This is a genomic window from Limisphaerales bacterium (assembly GCA_014382585.1).
Taxonomy (GTDB): Bacteria; Verrucomicrobiota; Verrucomicrobiia; order Limisphaerales; family UBA1100; genus JACNJL01.
In genome coordinates this window covers 1-23,600 of the sequence record JACNJL010000040.1, presented here as the reverse complement: position 1 = coordinate 23,600, position 23,600 = coordinate 1, and the positions used below count along the sequence as shown (strand labels likewise).

General features: G+C 60.7%; 21 protein-coding genes. 7 read left to right on the top strand and 14 right to left on the bottom strand.

Going from position 1 to position 23,600, the window contains the following annotated elements:
- Positions 1-152 (bottom strand): hypothetical protein (locus tag H8E27_08615; protein ID MBC8325674.1); only part of this gene is annotated, 152 nt, incomplete at its 3' end.
- Between the two features lie 430 nt (positions 153-582).
- On the opposite strand from H8E27_08615, the gene H8E27_08610 reads away from it, so the two are divergent.
- Positions 583-1,005: a hypothetical protein gene (locus tag H8E27_08610; protein ID MBC8325673.1), complete on the top strand. Its 423-nt coding sequence runs from the start codon at positions 583-585 to the stop codon at positions 1,003-1,005.
- An 85-nt stretch (positions 1,006-1,090) separates the two neighbouring features.
- On the opposite strand, the gene H8E27_08605 is transcribed toward H8E27_08610, so the two are convergent.
- The 8 genes from H8E27_08605 to H8E27_08570 all read right to left on the bottom strand — a co-directional run bounded on the left by H8E27_08605 (position 1,091) and on the right by H8E27_08570 (position 6,554).
- Complete coding sequence (locus H8E27_08605) at positions 1,091-2,065, bottom strand: serine/threonine protein kinase (protein MBC8325672.1); 975 nt, start codon at positions 2,063-2,065, stop codon at positions 1,091-1,093.
- Between the two features lie 30 nt (positions 2,066-2,095).
- A complete protein-coding gene (locus H8E27_08600; GenBank protein MBC8325671.1) occupies positions 2,096-2,926 on the bottom strand; it encodes a transporter in 831 nt (276 codons plus the stop codon).
- A gap of 4 nt (positions 2,927-2,930) precedes the next feature.
- Complete coding sequence (locus H8E27_08595) at positions 2,931-3,170, bottom strand: hypothetical protein (GenBank protein ID MBC8325670.1); 240 nt, start codon at positions 3,168-3,170, stop codon at positions 2,931-2,933.
- A gap of 24 nt (positions 3,171-3,194) precedes the next feature.
- The gene (locus H8E27_08590) at positions 3,195-3,359 is read right to left on the bottom strand and encodes a hypothetical protein (protein ID MBC8325669.1); all 165 of its coding nucleotides are present in this window, start codon (positions 3,357-3,359) and stop codon (positions 3,195-3,197) included.
- Positions 3,360-3,456: 97 nt separating this feature from the next.
- Positions 3,457-3,723 carry a thioredoxin family protein gene (locus tag H8E27_08585; GenBank protein ID MBC8325668.1) on the bottom strand — a complete coding sequence of 89 codons (267 nt, stop codon included), beginning with the start codon at positions 3,721-3,723 and terminating at the stop codon, positions 3,457-3,459.
- A 29-nt stretch (positions 3,724-3,752) separates the two neighbouring features.
- A complete protein-coding gene (locus H8E27_08580; GenBank protein MBC8325667.1) occupies positions 3,753-4,451 on the bottom strand; it encodes a MerC domain-containing protein in 699 nt (232 codons plus the stop codon).
- Positions 4,448-4,864, bottom strand: a complete 417-nt coding sequence (locus tag H8E27_08575) for a heavy metal-responsive transcriptional regulator (GenBank protein ID MBC8325666.1) — start codon at positions 4,862-4,864, stop codon at positions 4,448-4,450. Before H8E27_08575 ends, H8E27_08580 begins: the two co-directional genes overlap by 4 nt.
- 121 nt (positions 4,865-4,985) lie before the next feature.
- Positions 4,986-6,554, bottom strand: a complete 1,569-nt coding sequence (locus H8E27_08570) for a sulfatase (GenBank protein ID MBC8325665.1) — start codon at positions 6,552-6,554, stop codon at positions 4,986-4,988.
- A 115-nt stretch (positions 6,555-6,669) separates the two neighbouring features.
- Between H8E27_08570 and H8E27_08565 the strand changes: the two genes are divergently transcribed.
- The 4 genes from H8E27_08565 (at position 6,670) to H8E27_08550 (ending at position 13,527) form a co-directional block, all read left to right on the top strand.
- Positions 6,670-7,047, top strand: a complete 378-nt coding sequence (locus H8E27_08565) for a hypothetical protein (protein MBC8325664.1) — start codon at positions 6,670-6,672, stop codon at positions 7,045-7,047.
- Positions 7,048-7,123: 76 nt separating this feature from the next.
- Positions 7,124-8,551 carry a TolC family protein gene (locus H8E27_08560; protein ID MBC8325663.1) on the top strand — a complete coding sequence of 476 codons (1,428 nt, stop codon included), beginning with the start codon at positions 7,124-7,126 and terminating at the stop codon, positions 8,549-8,551.
- A gap of 7 nt (positions 8,552-8,558) precedes the next feature.
- On the top strand, positions 8,559-10,211 hold the full coding sequence (locus H8E27_08555) for an efflux RND transporter periplasmic adaptor subunit (protein MBC8325662.1): 1,653 nt from the start codon (positions 8,559-8,561) through the stop codon (positions 10,209-10,211).
- A 112-nt stretch (positions 10,212-10,323) separates the two neighbouring features.
- Positions 10,324-13,527 (top strand): CusA/CzcA family heavy metal efflux RND transporter, encoded by a 3,204-nt coding sequence (locus tag H8E27_08550; protein ID MBC8325661.1) that lies wholly within the window; start codon positions 10,324-10,326, stop codon positions 13,525-13,527.
- Positions 13,528-13,651: 124 nt separating this feature from the next.
- On the opposite strand, the gene feoB is transcribed toward H8E27_08550, so the two are convergent.
- The 5 genes from feoB to H8E27_08525 form a co-directional block, all read right to left on the bottom strand.
- Entirely contained in the window at positions 13,652-15,520 is a 1,869-nt protein-coding gene (gene feoB / locus H8E27_08545; protein ID MBC8325660.1) for a ferrous iron transport protein B, read from the bottom strand.
- Positions 15,521-15,531: 11 nt separating this feature from the next.
- A complete protein-coding gene (locus tag H8E27_08540; GenBank protein MBC8325659.1) occupies positions 15,532-15,762 on the bottom strand; it encodes a ferrous iron transport protein A in 231 nt (76 codons plus the stop codon).
- Between the two features lie 62 nt (positions 15,763-15,824).
- Entirely contained in the window at positions 15,825-16,769 is a 945-nt protein-coding gene (locus tag H8E27_08535; protein ID MBC8325658.1) for a PmoA family protein, read from the bottom strand.
- Positions 16,770-16,815: 46 nt separating this feature from the next.
- Positions 16,816-18,075, bottom strand: a complete 1,260-nt coding sequence (locus H8E27_08530; protein MBC8325657.1) for an FAD-dependent oxidoreductase — start codon at positions 18,073-18,075, stop codon at positions 16,816-16,818.
- Between the two features lie 171 nt (positions 18,076-18,246).
- Positions 18,247-19,200, bottom strand: a complete 954-nt coding sequence (locus H8E27_08525; GenBank protein ID MBC8325656.1) for a proline racemase family protein — start codon at positions 19,198-19,200, stop codon at positions 18,247-18,249.
- A gap of 191 nt (positions 19,201-19,391) precedes the next feature.
- Here H8E27_08525 and H8E27_08520 point away from each other — a divergent pair, with 191 nt between their 5' ends.
- A complete protein-coding gene (locus H8E27_08520; protein ID MBC8325655.1) occupies positions 19,392-22,673 on the top strand; it encodes a ThuA domain-containing protein in 3,282 nt (1,093 codons plus the stop codon).
- Positions 22,674-22,723: 50 nt separating this feature from the next.
- The coding region (locus tag H8E27_08515; GenBank protein MBC8325654.1) for a DUF1552 domain-containing protein at positions 22,724-23,600 on the top strand (877 nt) is incomplete at its 3' end.

Below are 23,600 nucleotides of genomic sequence, written 5' to 3'. Positions count from 1 at the left end.
GCGGCATTGCCGCCGCCCTTGGAATTGCCTTGGTCGCCAGAGGATTGGTTTTGGTCCGCACCCTCCTCCGTGCCGCCGCCTCCGCAGCCCAACAGGATTCCGGCAAGAGCTACGGTGAGAATGATCTTTTGAATGTAAGTTTTTATCTGCATTGCAGACGCATTATATATCCCCGCCCACGTGCCGACTACTAAAATGTCCAATTTTGTTTACAGTACCCCGCCGCCATATCCGCGGGGGCGGCAGTCATGGGCGATAAGGCGGTGGGCACGGAAGATATTCCTTTAGTCACAGGCGTTGTGACGTACGTCACGACGGGTGTGACCGGCGTCACGAGCGCCGTGGAGCAAGTCATTTCGCCCGTGAAAACAGGCATTTCTTGCGTGCTGCTCGTCACGGGGCCGGTGGGAGTTGGGGCGATGCGTGTTACAATTAAAAAAAGGCGAAAATAGTTGCCTCAGCGATTTGACAACTGGGGTTGAAACTACGAACCTTATATTAATGAAAGATATGTGTCATTCATCGGGGGCCGGTCTCCCGGGGGGTCCGAAGCCGGCCGAATAACCAAATGAAAGGACTGATATGAAAATCAATATCAAATCTATCATTGAGGATATGGAAACGTTTGTAACAGGTTGGACCAAGTATGCTCCGAGTAAGAAGCTTAGCGACTTGTCCTTGGAATCCACGGAAACTGATTTACAGGATCTGGTGGATACCGAACAGGACATGAAGTTGATGAAGCAACATTATCGCGGCATGATTGCTCCCCGCACATCCAAGGCACTCTGTCTTCGCGACAAACGCCGGCGTCTGGTCGCCGCCGTGAAGGCCGATCCTGAGCTTGGGGAAAATAGCGCCTTCTGGCGTTCCCTCGGGTTCAAGACTTTGGAAGAGCAAAGAGGTTCCCGTAGCACCGAAAGCAATGACGGTACGAGCGAGAGCACCGATGAACAACCTACAACAAACGGTTCCGATGAAAACCTCGATACGGACGAAACATAAAAACCTACCGTCCCGCGGAAGGGCAACCGCGCCACCAACCAAGCCCCTCAACGCCACGGATTTTCCGTGGCGTTTTTTTTAGTCGTTATGCCGCGTGATATTTTTGCAAGGCTTCCATTAGGGCGGTGACGTCGTGGTATCGGTTTTTGGGTTCTTTTTCCAGGGCGCGGAGGCAGATGGTTTCGAGGGCGGGGGGGATGTTTTTTTCGGGGGCGACTTCGCCGGGCTTGAGGAGGGGTTGGTTGAGGAGGCGATCGGTGACTTCGCTGACGGTTTCGCCGGAGAGCATTTGTTGGTGTGTGAGGATTTCGAAAAGGACGTTACCGAGGCTGAAGACGTCCACGCGGGCGTCGATGTGGGCGTCGCCCCGGGCGAGCTCGGGCGCCATATAAAGTGGCGTGCCATAACGGCGACCGACGGGGGTGAGGGCTGGGTCTTCGTCGGCGCCCAATTCGTCGGTGGCGAGTTCGGGTTCGCCCCATACTTTGGCGAGGCCCCAGTCAATGACGAGTGCTTCGCCAAAGCCGCCCACTAAAATATTGGCCGGCTTGAGGTCGCGATGGATGACGCCGTGCCGATGCGCGTAGGCGACGGTTTGGCAAACTGAAATTAAAATGTCCACTTGCGCGGCGAGTGGGAAAACTTCGGCGGTGCGTTCGTCGCCGCCTTTGATGGATTCGATGATGTTGCGCAGGTCGCGGCCGCGCACGTGTTTCATGGTGAAAAACAAATTGCCGTTGCGGTCGCGGCCGAGTTCGTAGAGCGGCACGGTGCCGGGATGGGAGATGTTGGCGGTCACGCGGGCTTCGCGCAGGAACCGCTGCGTCTCAATCTCGTCCTCGCGGAGGTGGTCGTGCAGGGTTTTGTAAACGACGGTTCGCCGGAGGTTTTCATCAAAGCACGAAAACAACTTCGCCGTGCCGCCCTCCATCATCGGTTTGAAGTTCGTGTATTTCAGCGAACCGCTTTTCCAATGCAGCGCGAATTTCTGGTCCGTATCCGCCAGACGAAAATACCCCTCGCCCGGCGTGGCGAACAATGCCTCGTTGTTGTCAGCCAAAATAGCTGCGGCAGCATCGCCCCAAACCGGCTAAAAGACAAACCCAATGCCAAACTTGAAAGTGCTGCCGTTGCCGTGGTCGAGTATGCCCTGGCGATCGTAAAAGTCGTGCTTCCACTCGAACTTAAGGTGAGCGGTATCGTTGAGATTCCAGTATAGCGCAGGGCCGGCAGAGAGAGTTTCAGAGCCGTTATCCTCATAATGAAAATCCGTTTCCCACATCAGTGTGCCGTTGGTATCCCACGCGAAAAAGTTATAGCCAAGATCCAGCGATGAATGAGATTCGAAGGGCTCATTTTCATGAAAAAACATCCCGCCGGTATGGATAGAAAAAAGGAATCGCGCCGTTTCAAATTCATAACCAAGGCCCAAGCCGTGGCCCCATTCGTTGTCGTAAACTTCGTAGTCGTCATCTCCCGCAAGTGGCACTTGCAGCAGCGGCTTAAACGTCCACGACCCACTGCGGCCATCGAGGTTGAAATATTTTTTCAACGGCAACGCCAGCGTGAGATCGCCGATGCCGTTGTCGTACTCGGTTTTTTTGCCGCCCAAGCCATCGGGCATTTCGCGGCGCGCATCCAGCACGTACGGCAGCTTGGCGGTGAGGCGGATGGATTTGTCCCAAGTATAAACGCCCTGCAAATGCAACAGATGAACATCCTCCGTAAAACCCGCGTGCTTTTTGGTGCGGCCCAGCAACAGATCGCTTTCGTGACGATACTCGTGGATGAATTGATAGCCCCAACCGCCCGACCAACGCGGCATCATATTCATTATCGGCTCATCCGCCGCCAATCGCGGGGCGAAGCAAACGGCCACAATCACAATAATGGAAAGAGACGAAGTGAGCCTGCGGATCATCCGATTATTTTTTCCTGGGCGCGGGCTTGAACGGATGCGGCGTCAGCTTTTCCATTTCCAAGGTGTACCACTCCACCGGATCGTAGCCCGCATCATCAATGGCCTTCTCGATGAGCGGCGTGATGAGCAGTTTTTCGCCAGCGTCGGCCTTGAGCGCAATGGTCAGCAATTGCATTTTCACATCCATATCCGCCCCGCGCTTAAAGCGTTTGGTATCAATGAAATCCAGTTTCCTCAGCTTCACACGGATGCCGATCGCGCAGGACGGTCACGTCATTCCTTTGACGTAAAGCAGGGTCACTTGCTTTTCCGCGTTCAATGTTTTGACAGCTGCCGCCGAGCGCACTTCCGGTTTCGCCTCCGGAGCGCCATCCTCCGCCTGCACGCTCATTAAGCCCGCCGCCAGCAATCCGATCCCAACCAATTGTTTCATTTTCATTGATTCCCTTTCACTAAATCTTCGCGCTCAAAATGTTTGCCTCTTAAGACCGGCGACGCAAGCGTGGTGGCTTGCCCCGCCAAACTCAATCTTAAACCGCCTGTCCAAGCCCCGCAGCCTGTAATGCCCCGGCATCCGGCCCACGGCTCGCGCAACAATCGGCCAGCTCGCCATTGATGGCCACGGCCGGCACGGATTGAACGCCCAACGCCTTGGCGCGCCCGGCCACGGTGGCATCGTTCACATCCAGCACGCTCACCTCGCAGGAGGGGCAAGCCATTTGATTGACCAGTTGGATGGTATCCTCACAGGCCGGACAACCGGCGCTGAAGATTTCGATGGTTCGTTTTTCGCTCATACGTTTCCTTTTGTTTGTGGGTTAAAAAATCAGGAAGGACAGTCCGGGCAGGCAGGCTCAGAAGGAGTGGTGTGCGAAGGCCACGCGTTCCAAAGGGAAGCGGCAATCAACAGGACGATTCCGGCGTACAGGGCGGGGTCCGACTCGAATTGAAATTTCCCAAAAACCATTACCGCCGCCGCCGCAAACCCGAGTGCAAAGGGTGCGTAACCGCGACGTTGCCGGGCGCGAAACGCCAGCGCGCCCAAAGCGATCGACAGAAAAATGAGCGTGAGCGGAAGCAGATAAACGGTCTCGGCGAGGAACCCCAATCCGAGCGAAGAAAGGAAGCCGGTGTAAGCGGGCCAACAAAGTGGACAAGCCAGTTTGGGCAGAAATGCGAAGCCGATGCCCGGCAGGGTGAGCAACCCTTTCCGCCAGCCTCCGGCATTTCCATTTCCAGCGGCCGTGTTGAGAGCCAGTGAAACTTGTTCCGGACCGGGCGCGCCATCGATGTAAAGCCGACAACAATCCGCGTCGCTCAACTCCCCTGAACCTTCCACATCTTTGCCGTTCACGAGGATGGCAGGCGAACCAAAACAACGCGCTTGCGGCGGGCAATCCGATGCATTGCGATTCCACTCCTGCCAATGCGGCGAAGCCCCTGCCCGGGCAAAGCCTTCCAGCAAACGCCGCCGCGCCAAGGCAACATTCGGACAATCCAAATCATAAACCAACTCCACCTTCATCGTTTGTTCACCTCCATCGCCCCGAGGATGGGGCACTCACTCACCGGCCCCTCACCCGAGCATTCCTCAATTAATTGATCCAAGGCCCGGCGCAATTTCCTCAACTCGCGCAACTTGCCGTCAATCTCATCGCGCTTGCGCTCCGCGTGCTCGCGCACGTCGCCACAATTCGAACGCGAAGATGCCCGCAACGAAAGCAGCTCATTGATTTCCTTCAACGTAAACCCCAGTTGCTTCGCCTGTTTGATAAACCGCAGTCGCGCCACTGTGTCCGGCGGGTACAACCGATACCCCGCGCCGCTGCGCTTGGGTTTGGGCAGCAACCCCTCGCGCTCATAAAAACGCACTGTCTCCACCCCCACCGCCGCCGCCTTGGCCGCTTGCCCGATTTTCTGGAAGGTTCCGTCACGCATCGTCTTCACACTCTAAACCCTGTAGTTAACTACAGAGTCAAGGTGTTTTTGGGAATTAATTTGGGCGAGTGGAAAGTGCGCCAATGTGCTGCCGAATTCTTGCCGGCAGCACAGAGCGCATCTACGGCGTCCGCCGAAAATCGCCGGAGAAAGGGGGCTTATCAAAAGTGCTGCCGTCCCCGCTTACGCGCGGATCGCCCGTCCGCTTCAATTCGGCCATCAACCGCCCGTGCAGCTGCTTTTGCGCGGCGGCAAACTGCGGCTGGTCGGCGACGTTCTTGAGCTGATCCGGATCGTTCTTCAGGTCATACAGCTCAATGCGCGGGCGCCGGCCGAAGGCGTAATCGTAATGCCACTTCCACTTCGGCACATCCACCTGCTGCATGAGCCACGCCTTGGTCGGGCTGGCATCGAGATCGCCAAAGGTCACAAAGGTGTTGTTGGCCAGCGTGTTGAAGTCAGGCTGTTTGTCGGCCTTGAGATGATACGGATCGCCCATCGGCCAGCGGTCAGGTTTGAAGTTGATGATGTACAAAAACTCCGGCGTGCGCAAAGCGCGTTGCGGGTAACCGAGCAGATCGGCGCGGGCACGGGCAACGTGACGTTCGCGGCCGGTGATGACCCAGTTGCGCTTGGCGTCCACCAGCCCCTGTTGTTTCGATTCCAACACCGGCACCAGACTGCGGCCGGTCATCACCTTCGGAGGTTTCACACCGCCGAGTTCAAGGAAGGTCGGCGCAAGGTCCATGAGGTTCACGTAATCCTCCAGCACGCGCCCGCCCGGTTTGCCCGGCCACCACACGGCCAGCGGCACGGCGGTGCCGAAGTCGTACAAATTACATTTGCCACCCGGAAACCCCGGCGCGCCGTGATCGCCGCTCACCACCACGACGGTGTTATCCAGCTCGCCCAGTTGCTCCAGCCGCTTAAGAATCAGCCCGAGCGCGTGGTCGAAGGCCTGCACTTCGCCGAGGTAATCCGCGAAATCCTCGCGCACAATCGGCACATCCGGCAGCATCCCCGGCAGCTTGCCCTTCAGCGAATCGGGATCGATGCCCCACAACTTTTTCCCCGAGCCCTGAATCCATTTTCGATGCACCAACGTCGGCCCGAACCAGTAACAAAACGGCTGCCCCTCCGGTCGCGCTTTGAGGAATGATTCAAAATTCGCGCTCACCTCATCGTAGAGCACCTGCTTCGCGTCCGGCACGCTTTTGCCCTGCGCAATCAGGCGCGAGACGTTTTGCGAAAATCCATTGAAGCGGCCGCCCGCGGTTTCAAACCGAAACTTGCCCGCCCCGTACGGCCCATCATTCGGCGTGCCCGGCCCCCACACTTTATAGGTCTCGCCAATGTGATACCCCGCATCACGCAACATCAACGGATAACTCGGAATCGTTTCATCCCACACCGCCCCCTGCAAAATCGCCGCCCTTCCGGTCCGATAAAAATACTGCCCGCTCAGCAACGAACTCCGACAAGGAGTACACGAAGGCGCCGTCACAAACGCGTTCTTGAACAACACGCCCTCCCGCGCCACGCGATCGAAGTGCGGCGTGCGCACCACCTCATTCGGCGAAGGCCGCCCGTCCACCTTCGCATACGCACTCGCGTACCGCCCCCAGTCATCGGCAAAGGCAAAAAGAATATTCGGTTTCTTCGCCGCCTGCGCGGCCAGCGAAAGCATCATCAACGAAAACAACAGCACCCGTTTCACGCCGTCATCCTCCCGTCCGTCGCCCGGACAAACAAGCAAAACCGCTAAAGCCTTGAGCCGCCCTGCCGAATATGCTATTGGACAAACGGTGAAACGACTCCGGTACATGGCGGCGCTGATGGTGCTGGCGGCTTGGCTGCCAGCCACCTCGCATTGTCTGTGGAGCGGCACCGGCCTGTTGCCCGGCAGTTGCCAAACCGAGCATCATCACGGCGACGGCCCCGCACATCGCCACGATCACTGCGGCCAGTGCGCCCTCGAATCCGGCGGCTTCAAGCTCACCGATCAGGATAGCCTTCACTTTGCCTTCACCCCCGCGCTCGCGTGGCCGCTCCAACTGCCCACGCCCGCCACCGATGCCGATGTGGTGTTCCGGACCGACTCCGGCCGCGCCCCGCCCGATCGCGTCACCCATCATTTCCGCACCCGCGCCGCCCTTCCCGGCCGCGCGCCCGCTCTTCTGTAACGGAACCGATCGGTTCCCGTGTCCCGCATGATCCCGTGCGATCGTGCTGTGCCTTTTACTGAACCCCATTGAACTCATGAAATTTATCGTAAACAATTTGGCCCAACAGTGCTCCCGGCGCCTCGCCGACAGAGCCCAACGCCGCCTCCTGCCGACCGGGTTTCGGCAACACATCGCCGTACTCGCTCTCATCGCCCTCATCACTTTGGTGGGCTGCGCCACGCCGGAGGCGCCGTCGCACCGTACCGCGGAGCACATCCAATCCGCCGCCAATCTTGCCAACGCCATTCAATTTCATACCAACGCCCTGCCCGCGGAGGCCGCGCCGGCACCGGATCAGCTGTCACTATCCGTCGCCCTCGAACGCGCCCTGCAGCAATCGCCCGATCTGCAACTCGCGCTGAGCCGCGTCCGCACAACCCAAGCCGACGCCCATCAATCCCTCCTGTGGCCCAATCCCGTGCTCGATATCGTCCTGCGCGCGCCCGAAGGCGGCGGTCGCACCGTGATCGAAACCGGTCTGGCCGCGGAATTGACCCAGCTCCTTCAACGCCCGCGCCGCATCAGCGCCGCCGACGCTCGCCTGCGCGCCGCCAGCGCCGCAGCCGTCACCACCGCCTTGGAGATCCTCCATCACACGCAGCAAACCTATTTCAACGCCATCGTCGCCCGACAAGAATCCCTTCTGCTCGCCCAACGCGCCGCCCGCCTGAACGCACTGCTCATGATCACCGAAGCCCGGCTTGAGGCCGGCGAAGGCACGCAACTGGACGTCATCACCCTCAAAGCCGAACTCACCCATGCCAACCTGGATTTACGCGAAGCCGATCGCCGCCGCAAAACCGCCCTGTTCCAGCTCGCCCACCTGCTCGGTCAGCCGCGCGGCCGCACCGATTGGCAACTCGCCACGCCGCTGTACACACAGGTAGCCCTGCGCGGCGAACAGGACGCCATCGCGCACGGTCTGCGCGTGCGGCCGGAGATTCAAACCGACCGTTGGCAACTCGCCGCCTTGGAGGATGCCCAAGCCCTCGCCCGGCTCGCGTGGCTGGAAGGCGCCGCCGCCGGACTCAATACCGAGCGAGACAGCGACTGGTCACTCGGCCCTTCACTCACTCTGCCGTTACCACTGTTCGACAACGGTCAGGCACGCCGCGCCCGGGCTCGCGCTCAAGCCATTGCCGCCCGCCAACGCCTCACCCAATCCACACGCCAGGTCGTCAGCGAAATCCGCGAGGCCCATCACGCCGTCGCCGAGCTCATGACCACCACCCGTCAGGCGCGCACCCAACTCCTGCCCTTGCACGCGCAACGCGTCGCCCTCGCCCGTCAGGTTTTCGAGGCCGGTCAGGAAGATGTCACCCGACTCCGCCTTGCCGAGCTCGATCACCTTGAGGCCCAGCTCAAAACCCTCCGGCTTCAACACCAAACCGCCCGCGCCGTCCTTCGTCTCGACCGCGCCACCGGTGGCAGCACTTTGGAAATTGAAAATGAATCCAACTAATCGCTTTATGAAAACGAACACACAATGGTTGCCGGCGCTGGCGATCGTCTTCGCCGGATGCGGCGGCGGCAGTGGCGGCCATTCGCACGGCCACGATCACGGCCCCACCCCGCCGCCTGCCGAGATTACCCTGTCGACCGCCGCCATGGAGCAGAACGCCGTCCGCGTGGAGCCGCTAACCCGCCGCACATTTCAACCAACGCATGCGGTTGCCGCCCGGGTGGCCTTCAACGAAGAAACCACCGCGCATGTCGGCACCTTGGTTCACGGTCGCGTAGTGAAAATGCAGGCGCATTTGGGCGAGACGGTAAATCTAAACGACATCTTATTCGTCATCGAAAGCCCCGAGCTGGGCGCCAACCAAAACGCCCTGCTCAAAGCTCTGGCCGCGGTGGTGTCCGCGCAATCCTCCGTAACTCTGGCGGAGGCCAACGCTCTCACCGCGCAAGCCCAAGCCGAGTTGAAAAACGCCGAAGCCCTGATTGCCCTCGCGGATAATCCCGCCGTCATCAACGCCGCCAAAGCCGATCTGGCCGTCACTCAAGCCGCCCATGTTCTGGCCAAGAACAACGCCATCATTCCCCAAGCCGAAAGCGAATTGGCCGCCGCTCAACCGGCGGTGACTGCCGCCCAAAAACTGGTGGAGACCGGCCGCAAACTCGCCGCCGCCGGGGCTTTGGCGCAGACCGAACTGCAACGACGCGAAACCGCCCTGCAAACTGCCCAGGCCAAGGTGCAGGTTGCGGAGGCCGCGCTCACTCAGGCCAAGGCCCTGCAGGCGCGCAACCAGCAAGCCGCCGAGGCCGCCCTGACCGCCGGTCAAGCCGCGCTGGCCCAGGCGCAGGCGCAGCAGACCCGTGATCTGGCGGCGGCCAAGGCCAAGCAAGTCGCCGCCATCGCCCAGCTTCGGGCGGCACAGGCCAAGGAAAATAAAGATCTTACCGAAGCCCGCAACGCGCTGGCCACCGCCGAGTCCGGCGTGACCCAATGCCGAAATCAACTGCGCTTGCTCGGCATGTCGCCCGATCAAATCAAGGCGTTCATCGCCAAGCCCGTGATTTCGCCGGAGTACATTGTGCGCGCCCCACGCGCCGGCACTGTCGTGGAGCGCGAGATTGCCCTCGGCGAAAACGCCAATCCCGAGCAGCCGCATTTGCTGATGCTCGCGGACCTTGCCACGGTGTGGGTGTTGCTCGATGTGCCTACATCGCAAGCCGGAGGCTTGAAGGCCGGGCATCCAGTGACTTTGGTGAACCCTGAAACCGGCCGGCGCACGGAGGCCAAACTGGATTTCGTTAGCCCCGTGGTGGACACCGAGACGCGCACCGTGCAAGCCCGCGTGGTGTTGGCCAATCCCGAAGGCCAGTGGCGGCCCGGCCAATTTCTCACCGTGCATTTGCCCGGAACCGAACCGGCCCAAGAATCGCTCGCCGTGCCGACCGAGGCGGTGCAGTACGTGGACGGCAAACCCACGGTGTACGTGGCCACCGGCAAGGAGCGCACCTTCAAGGCGCGTCATCTGATCCTCGGCGCCGAAGACAACGACTGGCTGCCAATCCAGCGCGGGCTCTCCCCCACCAACCGTGTGGTGGTGAGCGGCAGTTTCCTGTTGAAAGCCGAGTTCGGCAAAGCCGCCGCTGGCCACGATCATAGTCACTGAAATGACCAAGCGTTCCCAATGAACAATTCCCAAATTCATCTCAACCACCCCTTAATTCTTGGCTCTTGGGCATTCCTTGGAGCTTGGTCTTTGGGCATTGAAAACTCCTCCCATGCTTGAGCGCATTCTTCAGTCTTCGATTCGTAACCGCGTACTGGTGGTGGTGGCCACCTTGGTACTGGCCCTGGTGGGGGCGCGGTCGTTGTGGCAACTGCCAATCGACGCGGTGCCGGATATCACGAACAAACAGGTGCAGATCAACGTGATCGAGCCGGCGTTTTCGGTGGAGGACATGGAACGGCAGGTGACCTTCCCCATCGAGACAGCGCTCACCGGTGTGCCCGGTCTGCTCCACACGCGGTCGGTTTCGCGCAATGGCTTTTGTCAGGTGACAGCGGTGTTTGAGGAAGGGATGGATATTCATCTGGCGCGACAACAGGTTGGCGAACGGCTCGACCGCGCGCGCGAGGAATTGCCGCCGGGCATCGAACCGGCGATGGGACCGATCACCACCGGCTTGGGCGAGGTGTTGATGTGGACGGTGGAGTTTGAACAGGACGGCCACTTCCGCACACCCGAAGGCGAATGGCTCACCAACCGCGTCCAGCGCCTTGCCTATTTGCGCACCGTGCAGGATTGGATCATCCGTCCGCAACTGCGCACCGTCCCGAATGTCGCCGACGTGGACGCCATCGGCGGTTATCTCAAGCAATACCATGTACTGCCCAACCCGCGCGCGTTGCAGGGCTACGGATTGACGTTGCAGGATGTCATCGGCGCCTTGGAACGCAACAACCGCAGTCTGGGCGCCGGCTTTGTGGAACGCCACGGCGAAGCCGCCCTCGTGCGCGCCGATGCGCGCCTGCGCGGGGTGGAGGATATTCGCGCGGTGGTTCTCAAGGCCCATCGCGGCACTCCCGTGAACATCGGCCAGGTGGCCACCGTGGAGATCGGCGGCGAACTCCGCCTCGGCAGCGGCAGTGTGAACGGCCGCGAAGCGGTGATCGGCACGGCCATGATGCTCAGCGGCGCCAACAGCCGCGCCGTGGCGGTGGCGGTGCGCGAGAAATTTGAAGACGTCCAACAATCCCTGCCTTCGGGCGTCACGGCGCGCGCCGTACTCGATCGCTCGCGGCTGGTGCATGACACCATCGATACCGTCGCGCACAACCTCTTTTACGGCGCCATGCTCGTGGTGGTGGTGCTCTTTGCGTTGCTGGGCAACTTCCGCGCGGCATTCCTCACCGCCCTGGCCATCCCGCTCTCCATGTTGTTGGCCGCGCTGGGCATGACGCATTTCGGCATTAGCGGCAATCTCATGAGTCTGGGCGCGATTGATTTCGGCATCATCATCGATGGCTCGGTGATCATCGTGGAAAACTGCCTGCGCCGGTTGGCCGATCAACAACGCAAACTGGGCCGACCGCTCACACGCGAGGAACGGCTGGAAACCACGCGCGCCGCCAGTCACGAAGTGCGCCGCGCCACGGCTTTTGGCGAGACGATTATCATCATGGTCTACGTACCCATCCTCGCGCTGGCCGGCGTGGAAGGGAAACTCTTTCATCCGATGGCACTCACGGTGATCTTCGCATTGACCGCCGCCTTCATCCTGTCGCTCACCTTCGTGCCCGCCATGGTGGCGCTGCTGGTGCGCGGTGAGATTGCCGAGCAGGAAAACATCCTGATGCGCGGCGCGCGCCGCGTGTATGCGCCCGTGCTGGACTTCGCCCTGCGTCGGCGCGCTCTGGTACTCGCCGGCGCGCTCGCCCTGCTCCTCGGCACCGGCATCGGCTTCACGCGCCTCGGGCAAGTGTTCATTCCCCAGCTCGACGAAGGCGACATTGCCATGCACGCCATGCGCATCCCCAGCACCGGCATCGAGCAAAGCACCCGCATGCAGTTGCACGTGGAGAAAGCGGTGAAAACCATGCCCGAGGTCGAGGTCGTATTTTCCAAAACCGGCACGGCCGACATCGCCACTGACCCCATGCCGCCGAGTGTGTCCGATACGTTTATTATTTTCAAACCGCGCGCGCAATGGCCCGATCCGCACCTCAGCAAGACCGCGTTGGTGGATCAGCTACGCGCGGCAATTGCCGATCAGAACGGGCACAAATGGGAGATCACGCAGCCGATCGAAATGCGCTTTCACGAAATGATCGCCGGCGTGCGCGGTGATGTGGCGGTGAAGATTTTCGGCGATGACCCGGCCGCCTTGCGCGCCACCGCCGAGCGCGTGGCCGGCGTGCTCGGGCACATCGACGGCGCGGAAGACGTGAAGGTGGAGCAAACCACCGGCATGCCCATCATCACCGTTCGGCCCAATCGCCCGGCGCTCGCGCGGTTGGGGCTGGATAGCGACACGGTGGTGGACACCGTCAACATTGCCACTGGCGGCCGCGAAGCCGGGCAGGTGTTCCAGGGCGACCGACGGTTCGACATCGTCGTGCGCCTGCCCGAGACCCTGCGCCAACGCTCCGATGCCCTTGCCAATCTGCTCATCCCCCTGCCGCGCCGAGCCGAGACCGAACACGGCAGCTCACTCAACGGCGATCCGCACGCCACCCACATTGCGCCCGCGCGCCCGTTGAGTGATCTGGCGCAGATCGACCGCGCCGAGGGTGCCAATCAGGTGAGCCGCGAAAACAGCAAACGCCGCGTGGTCGTGCAGTGCAATGTGCGCGGCCGCGATCTGGCCGGTTTTGTGAAGGAAGCCAAATTGGCCATCGGCGCGGAAGTCCCCCTGCCCGCCGGCGCGTGGCTGGCGTGGGGCGGCCAATACGAAAATCTCCTCTCCGCCCGCGCGCGCCTGGGGGCGCTGGTGCCGCTGTGTTTTGTGCTGATTTTTCTGCTCCTCTACACCACCTTCCACGCCGCACGCCCGGCGCTGCTGGTGTTCACCGGCGTGCCCTTGGCCTTGACCGGCGGCGTGGCAGCATTGGCCCTGCGTGGGTTGCCCTTCTCCATCTCCGCCGCCGTTGGCTTCATCGCCCTCTCCGGCATCGCAGTTTTAAATGGATTGGTGCTGGTTACCTTCATCAATCAACTACGCGAAGAAGGCAAATCGCTCGAGGACGCCATCCGCGATGGCGCCCTCACCCGCCTGCGCCCCGTGTTGATGACCGCGCTGGTCGCCTCGCTCGGCTTCCTCCCCATGGCGCTGGCCACCGGCACCGGCGCCGAAGTCCAACGCCCGCTCGCCACCGTCGTCATCGGCGGCATCCTCACTGCCACGGCGTTGACGCTGGTGGTGTTGCCGGCACTTTGCCGAATGACATTTCCGGATAAGGTGAATTCAGAGGCGGGCGACTAATCGTCCTTCCCGCAACCACATTCCTGATCGCAACCGGCCTCTTTGGGCGGGCGCAATTTGCGCCAGAGAAGGATGGCCACGGTGACGATCACCACGGCTGGAGCGGCCCATGATTGCCAGTCGTTCATGACAGGAAACGGCCGCCGATTTGATAGGTGGCCAGCGCGGCGAGGTAGGCAAAGCCGGTGAGATACACCACCTGCAAAATCGCCCAGCGCCAGCTGTTGGTTTCCCGGCGCGTCACCGCCACCGTGCTGAGGCATTGCATGGCGAACACATAGAACACCAGCAGACTTAGGCAGGTGCGCACGTCATAGGCCGGGGTGCCGTCCGCGCGGGTTTCTTTGGCCATGTGTTCGCGGATGGAATCTTCCTCCGCCTCTTCACCCAGATAGATAATCGACATGGTGCTCACAAACACTTCGCGCGCGGCAAACGACGCCACCAATCCGATGCCCATTTTCCAATCGTACCCCAACGGCTCGATGACCGGCTCAATGGCTTTGCCCAGACGACCGGCAGCGCTGTAAGCGAGCTGGTCACTGCCGTTTTCAGAATCACTTTTCGGATAGGTCGTCAGCGCCCAAAGCACAATGGACAGGCCAAGGATCACCGTGCCGGCCCGACGCAGGAAAACCTTGCCGCGCTCAACCATTTGCAGGCCGATCTCCCGCCAGCTCGGGCGTTGGTACGACGGCAGTTCCAAAATCAGCAGCGTCTTTTCGGTGTTGGCCAGCGACCGGTTGAAAACCCATGCAAAGGCGTACACGCCGAGGATGCTCAACACGTACAGGCCGAGCAGCACGAGCGCCTTTTGACCGGCCGAACCCACGGGCAGCATCAGCGCGATGAGCATCACGTACACCGGCAGGCGCGCGGAGCAACTGGTGATGGGCGCGATGAGCGTGGTGATCAGTCGATCACGTGCGCTCTCCATCGTGCGCGTGGCCATGATGCCCGGGATGGCGCAGGCGTACGAGCTGAGCAGCGGCACAAACGCCTTGCCGTTCAGGCCCACGCCCGACATCAGGCGATCCATCATGAAGGACACCCGCGCGAGGTAGCCGGTGTTTTCCATGAGGCTGATGAAGAAAAATAGAATGAGAATCTGCGGCAGAAAAATCACCACACCGCCCACGCCGCCAATAATGCCCTCGGTGATCAGCGCGCGCAGATCGCCCTCGGCCATGCGCGCCTCGACCTGCTCGCCCAGCCAACCGAAAGCGCCATCAATGAGATCCATCGGAATGCCCGCCAGACTGAACAACGTAAAAAACAAACCGCCCAGAATACTGAGTAACACCACCCAACCGAGAATCGGATGCACCAGCACGCGATCCCATTTGTCACTGGGCGCGAGGCGCTCCTCCTCGCTGCGGGCCACCGTGCCGTCGAGCAGTGTTTCAATCGCTTGATAACGCGCGGCCGCATCGCTTTTCTCCCCGGCCACCGCCGTTTCAGCTTTCCATTGGGGCCGGGCCAAATCATCCGCACTGAGCGCCACCTGCAGCGCCTCCATGCCGATGCGCGCATTGGCCTGCATGGGCACCACCGGCACGCCGAGGCGTTCCTCCAGTTTCTTGGCGGCGATGGTGATGCCGCGCTCCTCGGCTTCGTCGGTTTTATTGATCACCACAATCACCGGCGGGCCCAGCTCCATCACTTGCGTGGCCAAATAAAAATGCCGCTCCAGATTGCCGGCATCCACCAGACAGATCACCGCATCCGGCTGCGGCGTGTCGGCGCGTTCGCCGTGCAACACCGCCCGCGTCACCTCTTCATCGGGCGACTTGGCATCGAGCGAATAGGCGCCGGGCAAATCGATCACCGTAAACGCCTCGCCATGCCGGTCCCGGCCCGTGCCCACCTTTTTCTCAACCGTCACACCGGGGTAATTGGCCACCTTTTGGCGGAGCCCAGTCAGCGCATTAAAGAGCGTGGTCTTGCCCGTATTGGGATTACCCACCAAGGCAAACGTCCGTTCAGAAGCCATCGGAAGAAAAATTATTGCACGAAGATTTGGGACGCATCCACCTGCCGCAGTGCCAACCGCGCGCCGCCCACTTCAAATTCGATCGGACACCCCAACGGCGCCCGGCGCACCAACCGCACCGAGGCCCCGCTCAGGAACCCCATCTCCCGCAAACGCCCCGCAGCGGCGGCTGGCAAATCCATGCTGCCCAAGGCCGCCGATTCGCCCACCGTCAATTGCCCCAAATGTCGCGCATCACTCACGCCTCGACGCTATTGAGAGTTTGTCTCAATTTCAATGCTTATCTTGGAGGTAAGCCGACCGATTATTTCTCCGCCGCGTAGGCCTTGTAGGCTTCGGCAATCTTGGCGGCTTTTTCGTCGCCAAGATGGAAGATCACCCGATGGCGCAGCGTTAGGCTCTCGCCTTTCTTGAGCGTGAACGCGCCGTCCTTGCCCTGACCGAGACTCTTGAGCCCGAAGGGGTTGGCGGTGAACAGCCCGTAGGTGCGCACGTGCCACGGCGTGGGATGCCGGAAACTGCTGGGATGATTCAGAATCGCCACGCCAACGGTCTTGCCGTTGACCGGTCCGTGATAATCCACCCACTCCGCGCGCTTGCCCCACGCGGCCTTGTCGGTGACGCCGTGGCTATTAATCAGGCGACCGCCTTTCTTGCTATCCACATCCATGCTCGTCGCCACGCGCACGCTGAAGCCGGCATCCTTCTTGTCGCCCAACACACAATCGCCATGCTCAGCAATGAACTTGATAGTCACATCAATGATCCGCTGCCCGTTCTCGACGCGGAACACATGCGTGCGTTCATCGGCCAACAGCTTTTTGCCATCGCCCACGTAATCATTGCGCGACACGATCACCGCGGTGTCGCCGCCCTGCACTTTCACAAACTCGCGATGCACCGTACTGCCCAACGTGGTGCGCCGACCGCTGGCCGGTTCATGCCACGTATCAAACCCGCCAATATCCTGTTGGCCAAACCACAGTGAACGGTGATGCGGATGATCGTGCCGCTCACCCTCGCGTTTCTCCATCGGAAACGCGCGCGTCATCTCCGCCCCACTCGGCCCGATCACCGGCCAGAGAAACGGCTTATTCGACTGGCCAATCACATACCGCGTGAGCAGCTTCCCGTCGTAATTCACCGTCACCCCGGCCTCGGTTTTCTCAACGGCAAACCCGTCCGCCCGAACCGTCAGTGCTCCCAATAGAACCACTGCACCAAGATAAATTTTAATCCACGTTTTCATGCGTGACCAAAGCGTGTGGCCGGAGGCCAAAGTTCTCAAGTCCCTTTTACACAAACCGACGCGGATCCAAGCGCTGGGCGTCAAAAGCGGGAGCGGGTTGGCCTGCGAGTTGGTCAGCGACCAATCGGCCGGTGACGGGGCCGAGGCTGAGGCCGAGCATGTTGTGGCCGGTGGCGACGGTGGCGTTCTGCGTGCCGGGGATGAGGCCGATGCAGGGGAGCCCGTCGGGGGTGCAGGGGCGCAGGCCGGACCACGGCTCGATGCCGGTGAAGTCGTCCGGGCTGAAGGCGGGGAAAAACTGACAGAAGCCTTCGATGATCCCCTGCAGGCGGGTGCGGTTCACTGATAAATCCGTGCCGCAGATTTCCATGGTGCCACCAACGCGAAGCTTGTTGCCCATTGGGGTGACGGCAACGCGCGCTTCCTTGAGCAACGAACACAGACGCGGCAGCTCGGCGGGATTGCGCAGGGTGAGCGAGTAGCCTTTGCCGCCCTGCATGGGAATGCGCAGGTCGAGTTGGCGCGTGAGTTCGGGCGTCCACGCGCCGCCAGCGAGGACGATGTGATCGGCGGTGTGCTTTTCGCCATGGGCGGTGCGAATGCCGGTGAGACGTTGGCCGTTGCGTTCGAACTCGGTGCATTCGCCTTCAATGAAGCGACCGCCCTTGGCGCGGATGCCATGGCGTAGGGCTTCGAGAAATTTCAGCGGATCGAGGTGGCAATCCTGCGCGAACCACACGGCACCGGCCACATCCATCTGCGCATCAGGATCCAACTCGCGCACGCGCGCGGCGTCGCATACCTCGGCTTCCACGCCCACTTCCCGTGCCAGCGCGGCAACCTGAGCCTCCTCCTCAAGGCCGGCCTCGGTGCGGCACAGCATCATCAGGCCGCGCGTGGTGAGATCGAATGGAAGTTCATCGGCCAACTCCAGAAACAAGCGCCGGCTTTCGAGACTGATGTCGGCGAGTAATTGTTTGGTGTCCTCGACATGCCGCGCATTGGCGTGCCGAAAGAATTGCCAGCACCAACTCCAGAGCGCGGGATCCAGCCGTGGCCGCAGGTAAAACGGGCTCTTCGGATTGAGCATCCACTTGAGCCCCTGCGCGATGACGCCGGGCGCCGCAAGCGGGATGAAATGGCTGGGCACGACCATGCCGGCGTTTTCATCGGAACACGACTCGCGGCGCGTGGGGTCGCGATCGAGAATGGTGACCGTGCGGCCGGCATTGGAAAGATACCACCCACAGCACAGGCCAATCACGCCGCCGCCGATAATGAGAATGTCGTGGTCGCGATCAGACACGGGCGTTGTTCGGACTCGCGGGCTCGTCCCTCCAATTTGCGCAATCGTACTCGTACCTCGCACCTCGTACTCGTAATCGAATTGTGTTTCCGAGAAGGAGTAGGAGGTACAAGTACGATTCGATTTGCTGGAGGGACGAGCCTGCGAGTCCGTTCAGGTTTTTTTCCATTGTCAGCGTAAAATGCCGGCGGCAAAGGGATCATTGGGATGCACGATCAATTCGTTTTCGGCAGTGACGAAGGCGCGGCCTTTGACCGTGGGAAGGACGCCGCCTTCGGGCGCTTCCTGCACGGTGCCTTCGAACACAGTGTCGAGGATGCCCGCCTGCCTCCAGAGTTGGCCGGGCTGCAGTTTTCCGGCGGCGTGCAGACAAGCGAGTTTGGCGCTGGTGCCCGTGCCGCAGGGCGAGCGGTCGTATTCGCGCCCGGGACACAGCACAAAATTTTTGCTGTCCGCCGCCGCATTCGCCGACGGCCCGAACACCTCGATATGATCTATCTCGCCATCATCTGCGCCGGTGATGCCATTAGCCTCCAGCGCCTCGCGCACAGCGCAGGTGAAGTCGGTGAGTTGATCGAGATTATTGAAATCCACCTCAATGGTGTCCCCGGCTTCGATCAGGTAAAACCAATTACCACCCCAGGCCACATCCCCTTGCACGGTGCCCCAGCCGGGTACGTCCACCGGCACCGCGGCGGCGTGGCGCCAACTGCGCACATTTTGCACCGTCACCCAACCATCCTCGGGCGGACGCACGGTCACGATGCCCGTCGGTGTTTCGATTTTGTTGTCCCCGTCGCTCAAGCGCCCGAGATGCGCGAGCGTGACCGTCACCCCAATGGTGCCATGCAAACAGCCGTGCAAGTAGCCGACGTTGTTGAAGAACACCACGCCCGCCACGCAATCCGGTTGTGTGGGCTCCAATAAATACGCGCCCACCATCGCCTCGTGCCCGCGCGGTTCGCAGGCCACCGCCGTGCGCAGATCATCATGCTGGGCGCGCAGAAAATCGCGCCAATCAGTCGGCGTGCCGGCAAATTCCGGCAACCCCTCCACCACCACCCGCGTCGGCTCCCCGGCGGTATGGGAATCGATGACCTTGATGCGTTGAACGATGTCGCTCATGACTCGCCGCAAGGTACGGACAAGTTGGCCGATTGAACAGTTTGAATGACTGTCATTTGCTGTTTCGGGTAGGGCGCGATCTCCGAGCGCGCCTTGGCGGTTTCGGAGAAACCGCCCTACCGAGGGGTGCCCATTCAAACCTTGCCCCTTTGGAAACACAATGGATACACTCGCGCCTACCTTTGTCGCCCATGAAACCTCGACTACTCATTCCTGTTTTTCTTTTGTTCAGCTTCCTGATGGCGGAGGCGGGGCCGATTCGGGTGCTGTTCCTCGGGCATCCGGCGAAGCATCACAACTCCAACGAGTACTACCCCATGCTGGCCAAGGCGCTGGGGCGCGATGCGATTTATTTTGATTACACGGTGAGCGTGGAGGAGGCGCTGGGCGATGCGAAGTATCTCGGCCAGTTTGATGTGCTGCTGTTGTACGCGAATCACGGCACGATCCAGCCGCATCAGTGGACGAACCTGAAAAATTTCGTGGAGAACGGCGGCGGGTTTGTGCCGGTGCATTGCGCGAGCTGGTGTTTCGGCAATGAACCGGGCTTCGATCAGCTGGTGGGCGGCCGGTTCAAGAGCCATCAAGGGGCGGTATTCAGCGCGCGCATTTCAGACGGCAAACATCCGGCGATGAAAGACGTGAAGGCGTTTGAGGCGTGGGACGAAACGTATTTTCACACGAAACACAACCCGAAGAATCGCACGGTGCTGATGGTGCGCGACGCGATGCCGGGCGATCCGCACACCAAGCCGGAACCATGGACGTGGGTGCGCACGCAGGGCAAGGGCCGCGTGTTTTATACCGCCTCGGGCCACGATGCCCGGGTGTGGGGCCACGCCGGGTTTCATCAACTGCTCAAGAGCGGCATCCTCTGGGCGGCGGGCGAAACAGTGCAGGCGCGGTACAAAAAGTTTTTGGCCGAACGCGCTCCGTTGAAATATGTGAAACGCGACCACATTCCGAATTACGAAAAGCGCCCCGAACCGCTTCCATATCAGCTGCCGCTTTCCGCTGCCGACAGCATGAAGTACACACAGGTACCCGCGGGCTGGGAGTTGAAACTTTTCGCCTCCGAACCGCAGATTGTGAATCCCATATATATGCAATGGGACGCACGCGGGCGGCTGTGGGTCGCCGAAAGCATCGATTACCCGAATGAAATCAAGGAAGGCCGCAAGGGCAATGACCGCATCAAGATTCTGGAGGACACCAACGGCGACGGCAAATGTGATTCGGTTAAAATCTTTGCTGACGGTCTGAACATTCCCACGTCATTCACCTTCGCCCGCGGTGGCATCATCGTGGCACACGCGCCGGAGTTTTTATTTTTCAAGGACACCGACGGCGACGACAAAGCAGACGTGCGCGAGGTGCTCTTCACCGGCTTTGGCGCGGGCGACACGCACGCCGGCCCGAGCAACCTGCGGTACGGGTTCGACAACTGGATCTACGGCACGGTCGGGTACTCCGCCTTCAACGGCCAGGTGGGCGGCGAGCAACATCGCTTCGGCATGGGCGTATTTCGCTTCCGCGCCGACGGCTCGGCGATCGAGTTTCTGCATCAGTTCAATAACAACACTTGGGGCGTGGGCTTCAATGAATCTGGCGATGTGTTCGGCTCCACGGCCAATAATAATCCCACTTTCTTCGGCGGTCTGCCCGCCACCGTGTACGGCGGCCAACGCGGCAAGAGCGCCCAAATGATCGCCGATACGCCGCGGTTTTATCCCATCACGCCAAACATCCGGCAGGTCGATGCCTTCAACGCCTACACCGCCGGCTGCGGCCACGCCTTTGCCACCAGTGCGGGATTCCCCAATGCCTGGCGCGATCGGCGCGCGTTCATTTGTGGGCCCACCGGCAATCTCCTCGGCATGTACGACATCCGCCCCAAGGATTCCGGCTACGAGGCCATCAACGCCTTTAGCTTCATGGCCAGCGCCGATGAATGGTTCAGCCCAGTCGTCGCCGAAGTGGGCCCCGACGGTAATCTCTGGGTGGCCGACTGGTACAATTTTATTATTCAACACAACCCGACCCCGAACAAAGGCCGCGCCGGGTATGATGCGAAAAACGGCCAGGGAAACGCCCACATCAATCCCAACCGCGACCGTCAACACGGCCGCATCTACCGCGTGATCCATCGCGGTCACGCCCCCAAACAGCCAACGCTCAAGGCAACTACCGACCTTATCAGCGCGCTCGGTCACGACAATCTGTTCTGGCGCCTCACCGCCCAGCGGTTGCTCGTAGAGCAACAACGCACGGACGCCGTGCCTGCCCTACAGGCAAAACTCAAGACCGGCGGCCATGCCGCCCTCCACTCGCTCTGGGCGCTCGAAGGCCTCGGCAAACTCGATCGCGAGACCCATCGCACCGCGCTGATCGCAACCGATCCCGCTTTGCGCCGCAATGCCCTGCGAGCGCTCGGCACCGATCAATCGTCCGCTGAATTGCTCTACGACAGCGCCACCCTCGCCGACAAGGATCTGCACGTGCGCCGCACCGCGTTCACCGCATTGGCGTCGTTGCCCAAGAACGACACGCATCGCAAGACCGCTTCGTTGCTCATGCAACAGCCCGTCAATGCCAAGGACGAATGGTTGCGCGCGGCTCTCGCCGCCACCGGCGCCGCGGAGTTGAATGTGATCGGGTACAAGCCCAGCGCCAACATGCTGCCCAATGCCTCGTTTGAAAAAATGGGCGACAACAAACTGCCGAGCGACTGGGCGACACGCACCTACAGCGCGCGCCGTCCGGACCTCAAGCACGCGGTTGAGACCCGCAAGGAATACGTGCGCACTGGCAAGCATTCCCTGCGCATCAGTGCCGAGACACGGCACGACTCCAGCCTGTTTGCCCGCGTAAGCCTCAAGGGCGGCCGCAACTATATCCTCAGCGGCTGGGTGCGCACCGAGAATTTGCAAGGCACCGGCAACGGCGCGCTTCTGGGAGTACACGAACTGCAACACGCCGCCAAGACCAAGGGCGTCCGCCAGACCGCCGATCAATGGACCGAAGTGAAAGTGGAATTTAAAAGCGAGCAAGACCGCGAGGTGACTGTGAACTGCCTCTTCGGCGGCTGGGGCCAAAGCACCGGCACCGCGTGGTGGGACGATGTTTCGCTCGTCGAGATCACGCCCATCTACAAGGAGAAAAGTAAGGATCCCGTCAAGGGCACGGCGTTGGCCGGCAAGAAAATATTCGACACCCATCTTGTCGCCGGCTGCATCCGCTGCCATAAGGTTGGTGACAAGGGCGGCATCATCGGCCCCGCGCTCGACGGCATTGCCAGCCGCAAGGACGCGGACTACATCCAACGCGCCCTCGTCAACCCCACTGCTGAATTGGCCGAAGGCTTCGACAAACTCGGTGCCAGCCCCATGCCCCCCATGAACATCATCCTCAACGACCAGGAACTCGCCGACGTGATGGCGTATCTGCTGACGTTAAAGGACAAGAAAAAGTAAGGCGGCTTTGGCTTTACTTCCGAGCGTTCGCCTGCTGTGATTCTTTGCCGATGGTTTCACAAGCCAACAAAGCGATGCAGCGGCGCACGTTTCTGAAAGGAGCGGGCGTGGCGTTGTTGTTGCCGCGGCTGGAAAGCTTGGGTCAAGCGGAGGAGGCGAAGTCACCGCGGCGCTTGCTGACGATTGTTAATCACCTCAGCTTCTATCAGCCGGAACTGATTCCGCAGAACGATGGCGGGTTTGGGGAGGCGCCGCCTTTACTCAATGAGTTGTCCGATCACTTTGATCACCTGAAGATATTTAGCGGGTTGGACAACCCTGCCGTGCAGAACGGTTTCGGCCACACGCCTTGCGTGGGGATTCTCTCCGGGTACTTCAACAAGCTGCACCGCAAGAATCGGCTATCCATTGACCAGGCCGTCGCCGATTTGATTGGTGGAGACACGCGTTTCAAGTCGCTGGCTTTTCAGGCAGGTGAGAACCTAAACTTTTCCCAAATCTCATGGGACAAGCACGGCTTGCCCGTTAAACAGATCGATTCTCCCCACAAGATTTTTAACCTGCTCTTTCAGATCGACGAAAACGAGAAGACCCAACAGCAGGTACTCGCTGAAGACCGTAGCATTCTCGATGCGGTGCTCGCCCAAGCCAGGTCCATGGAGAAGCGTCTCAATGCCACTGACCGCGCGAAAATGGACGAGTATCTCACCTCAGTCCGCGAAGTGGAGCAGACCGTGAAACGTCGCGCCTACTGGGCCGATCGCTCCAAGCCGCAAGCGAATTACGAGATCGAGAACTTCGACCGCAAGTCGGTGGACGATTACGTCGGCACCTTGATGGATCTGGCCGTGCTGGCGCTTCAAACCGATTCGACGCGTGCGGTCACGGTGCAGATTCCGTTCTGGGAAGGCTTCAAGGAGCCGGACC

Coding starts and splice junctions, on each gene's coding strand:
- H8E27_08585 (MBC8325668.1), bottom strand. CDS start 3,723: ATGAGCGAAAAACGAACCATCGAAATCTTCAGCGCCGGTTGTCCGGCC.
- H8E27_08555 (MBC8325662.1), top strand. CDS start 8,559: ATGAAAACGAACACACAATGGTTGCCGGCGCTGGCGATCGTCTTCGCC.
- H8E27_08610 (MBC8325673.1), top strand. CDS start 583: ATGAAAATCAATATCAAATCTATCATTGAGGATATGGAAACGTTTGTA.
- H8E27_08520 (MBC8325655.1), top strand. CDS start 19,392: ATGAAACCTCGACTACTCATTCCTGTTTTTCTTTTGTTCAGCTTCCTG.
- H8E27_08580 (MBC8325667.1), bottom strand. CDS start 4,451: ATGAAGGTGGAGTTGGTTTATGATTTGGATTGTCCGAATGTTGCCTTG.
- H8E27_08535 (MBC8325658.1), bottom strand. CDS start 16,769: ATGAAAACGTGGATTAAAATTTATCTTGGTGCAGTGGTTCTATTGGGA.
- feoB (MBC8325660.1), bottom strand. CDS start 15,520: ATGGCTTCTGAACGGACGTTTGCCTTGGTGGGTAATCCCAATACGGGC.
- H8E27_08525 (MBC8325656.1), bottom strand. CDS start 19,200: ATGAGCGACATCGTTCAACGCATCAAGGTCATCGATTCCCATACCGCC.
- H8E27_08560 (MBC8325663.1), top strand. CDS start 7,124: ATGAAATTTATCGTAAACAATTTGGCCCAACAGTGCTCCCGGCGCCTC.
- H8E27_08600 (MBC8325671.1), bottom strand. CDS start 2,926: ATGATCCGCAGGCTCACTTCGTCTCTTTCCATTATTGTGATTGTGGCC.
- H8E27_08550 (MBC8325661.1), top strand. CDS start 10,324: ATGCTTGAGCGCATTCTTCAGTCTTCGATTCGTAACCGCGTACTGGTG.
- H8E27_08575 (MBC8325666.1), bottom strand. CDS start 4,864: ATGCGTGACGGAACCTTCCAGAAAATCGGGCAAGCGGCCAAGGCGGCG.
- H8E27_08570 (MBC8325665.1), bottom strand. CDS start 6,554: ATGATGCTTTCGCTGGCCGCGCAGGCGGCGAAGAAACCGAATATTCTT.
- H8E27_08590 (MBC8325669.1), bottom strand. CDS start 3,359: ATGAAACAATTGGTTGGGATCGGATTGCTGGCGGCGGGCTTAATGAGC.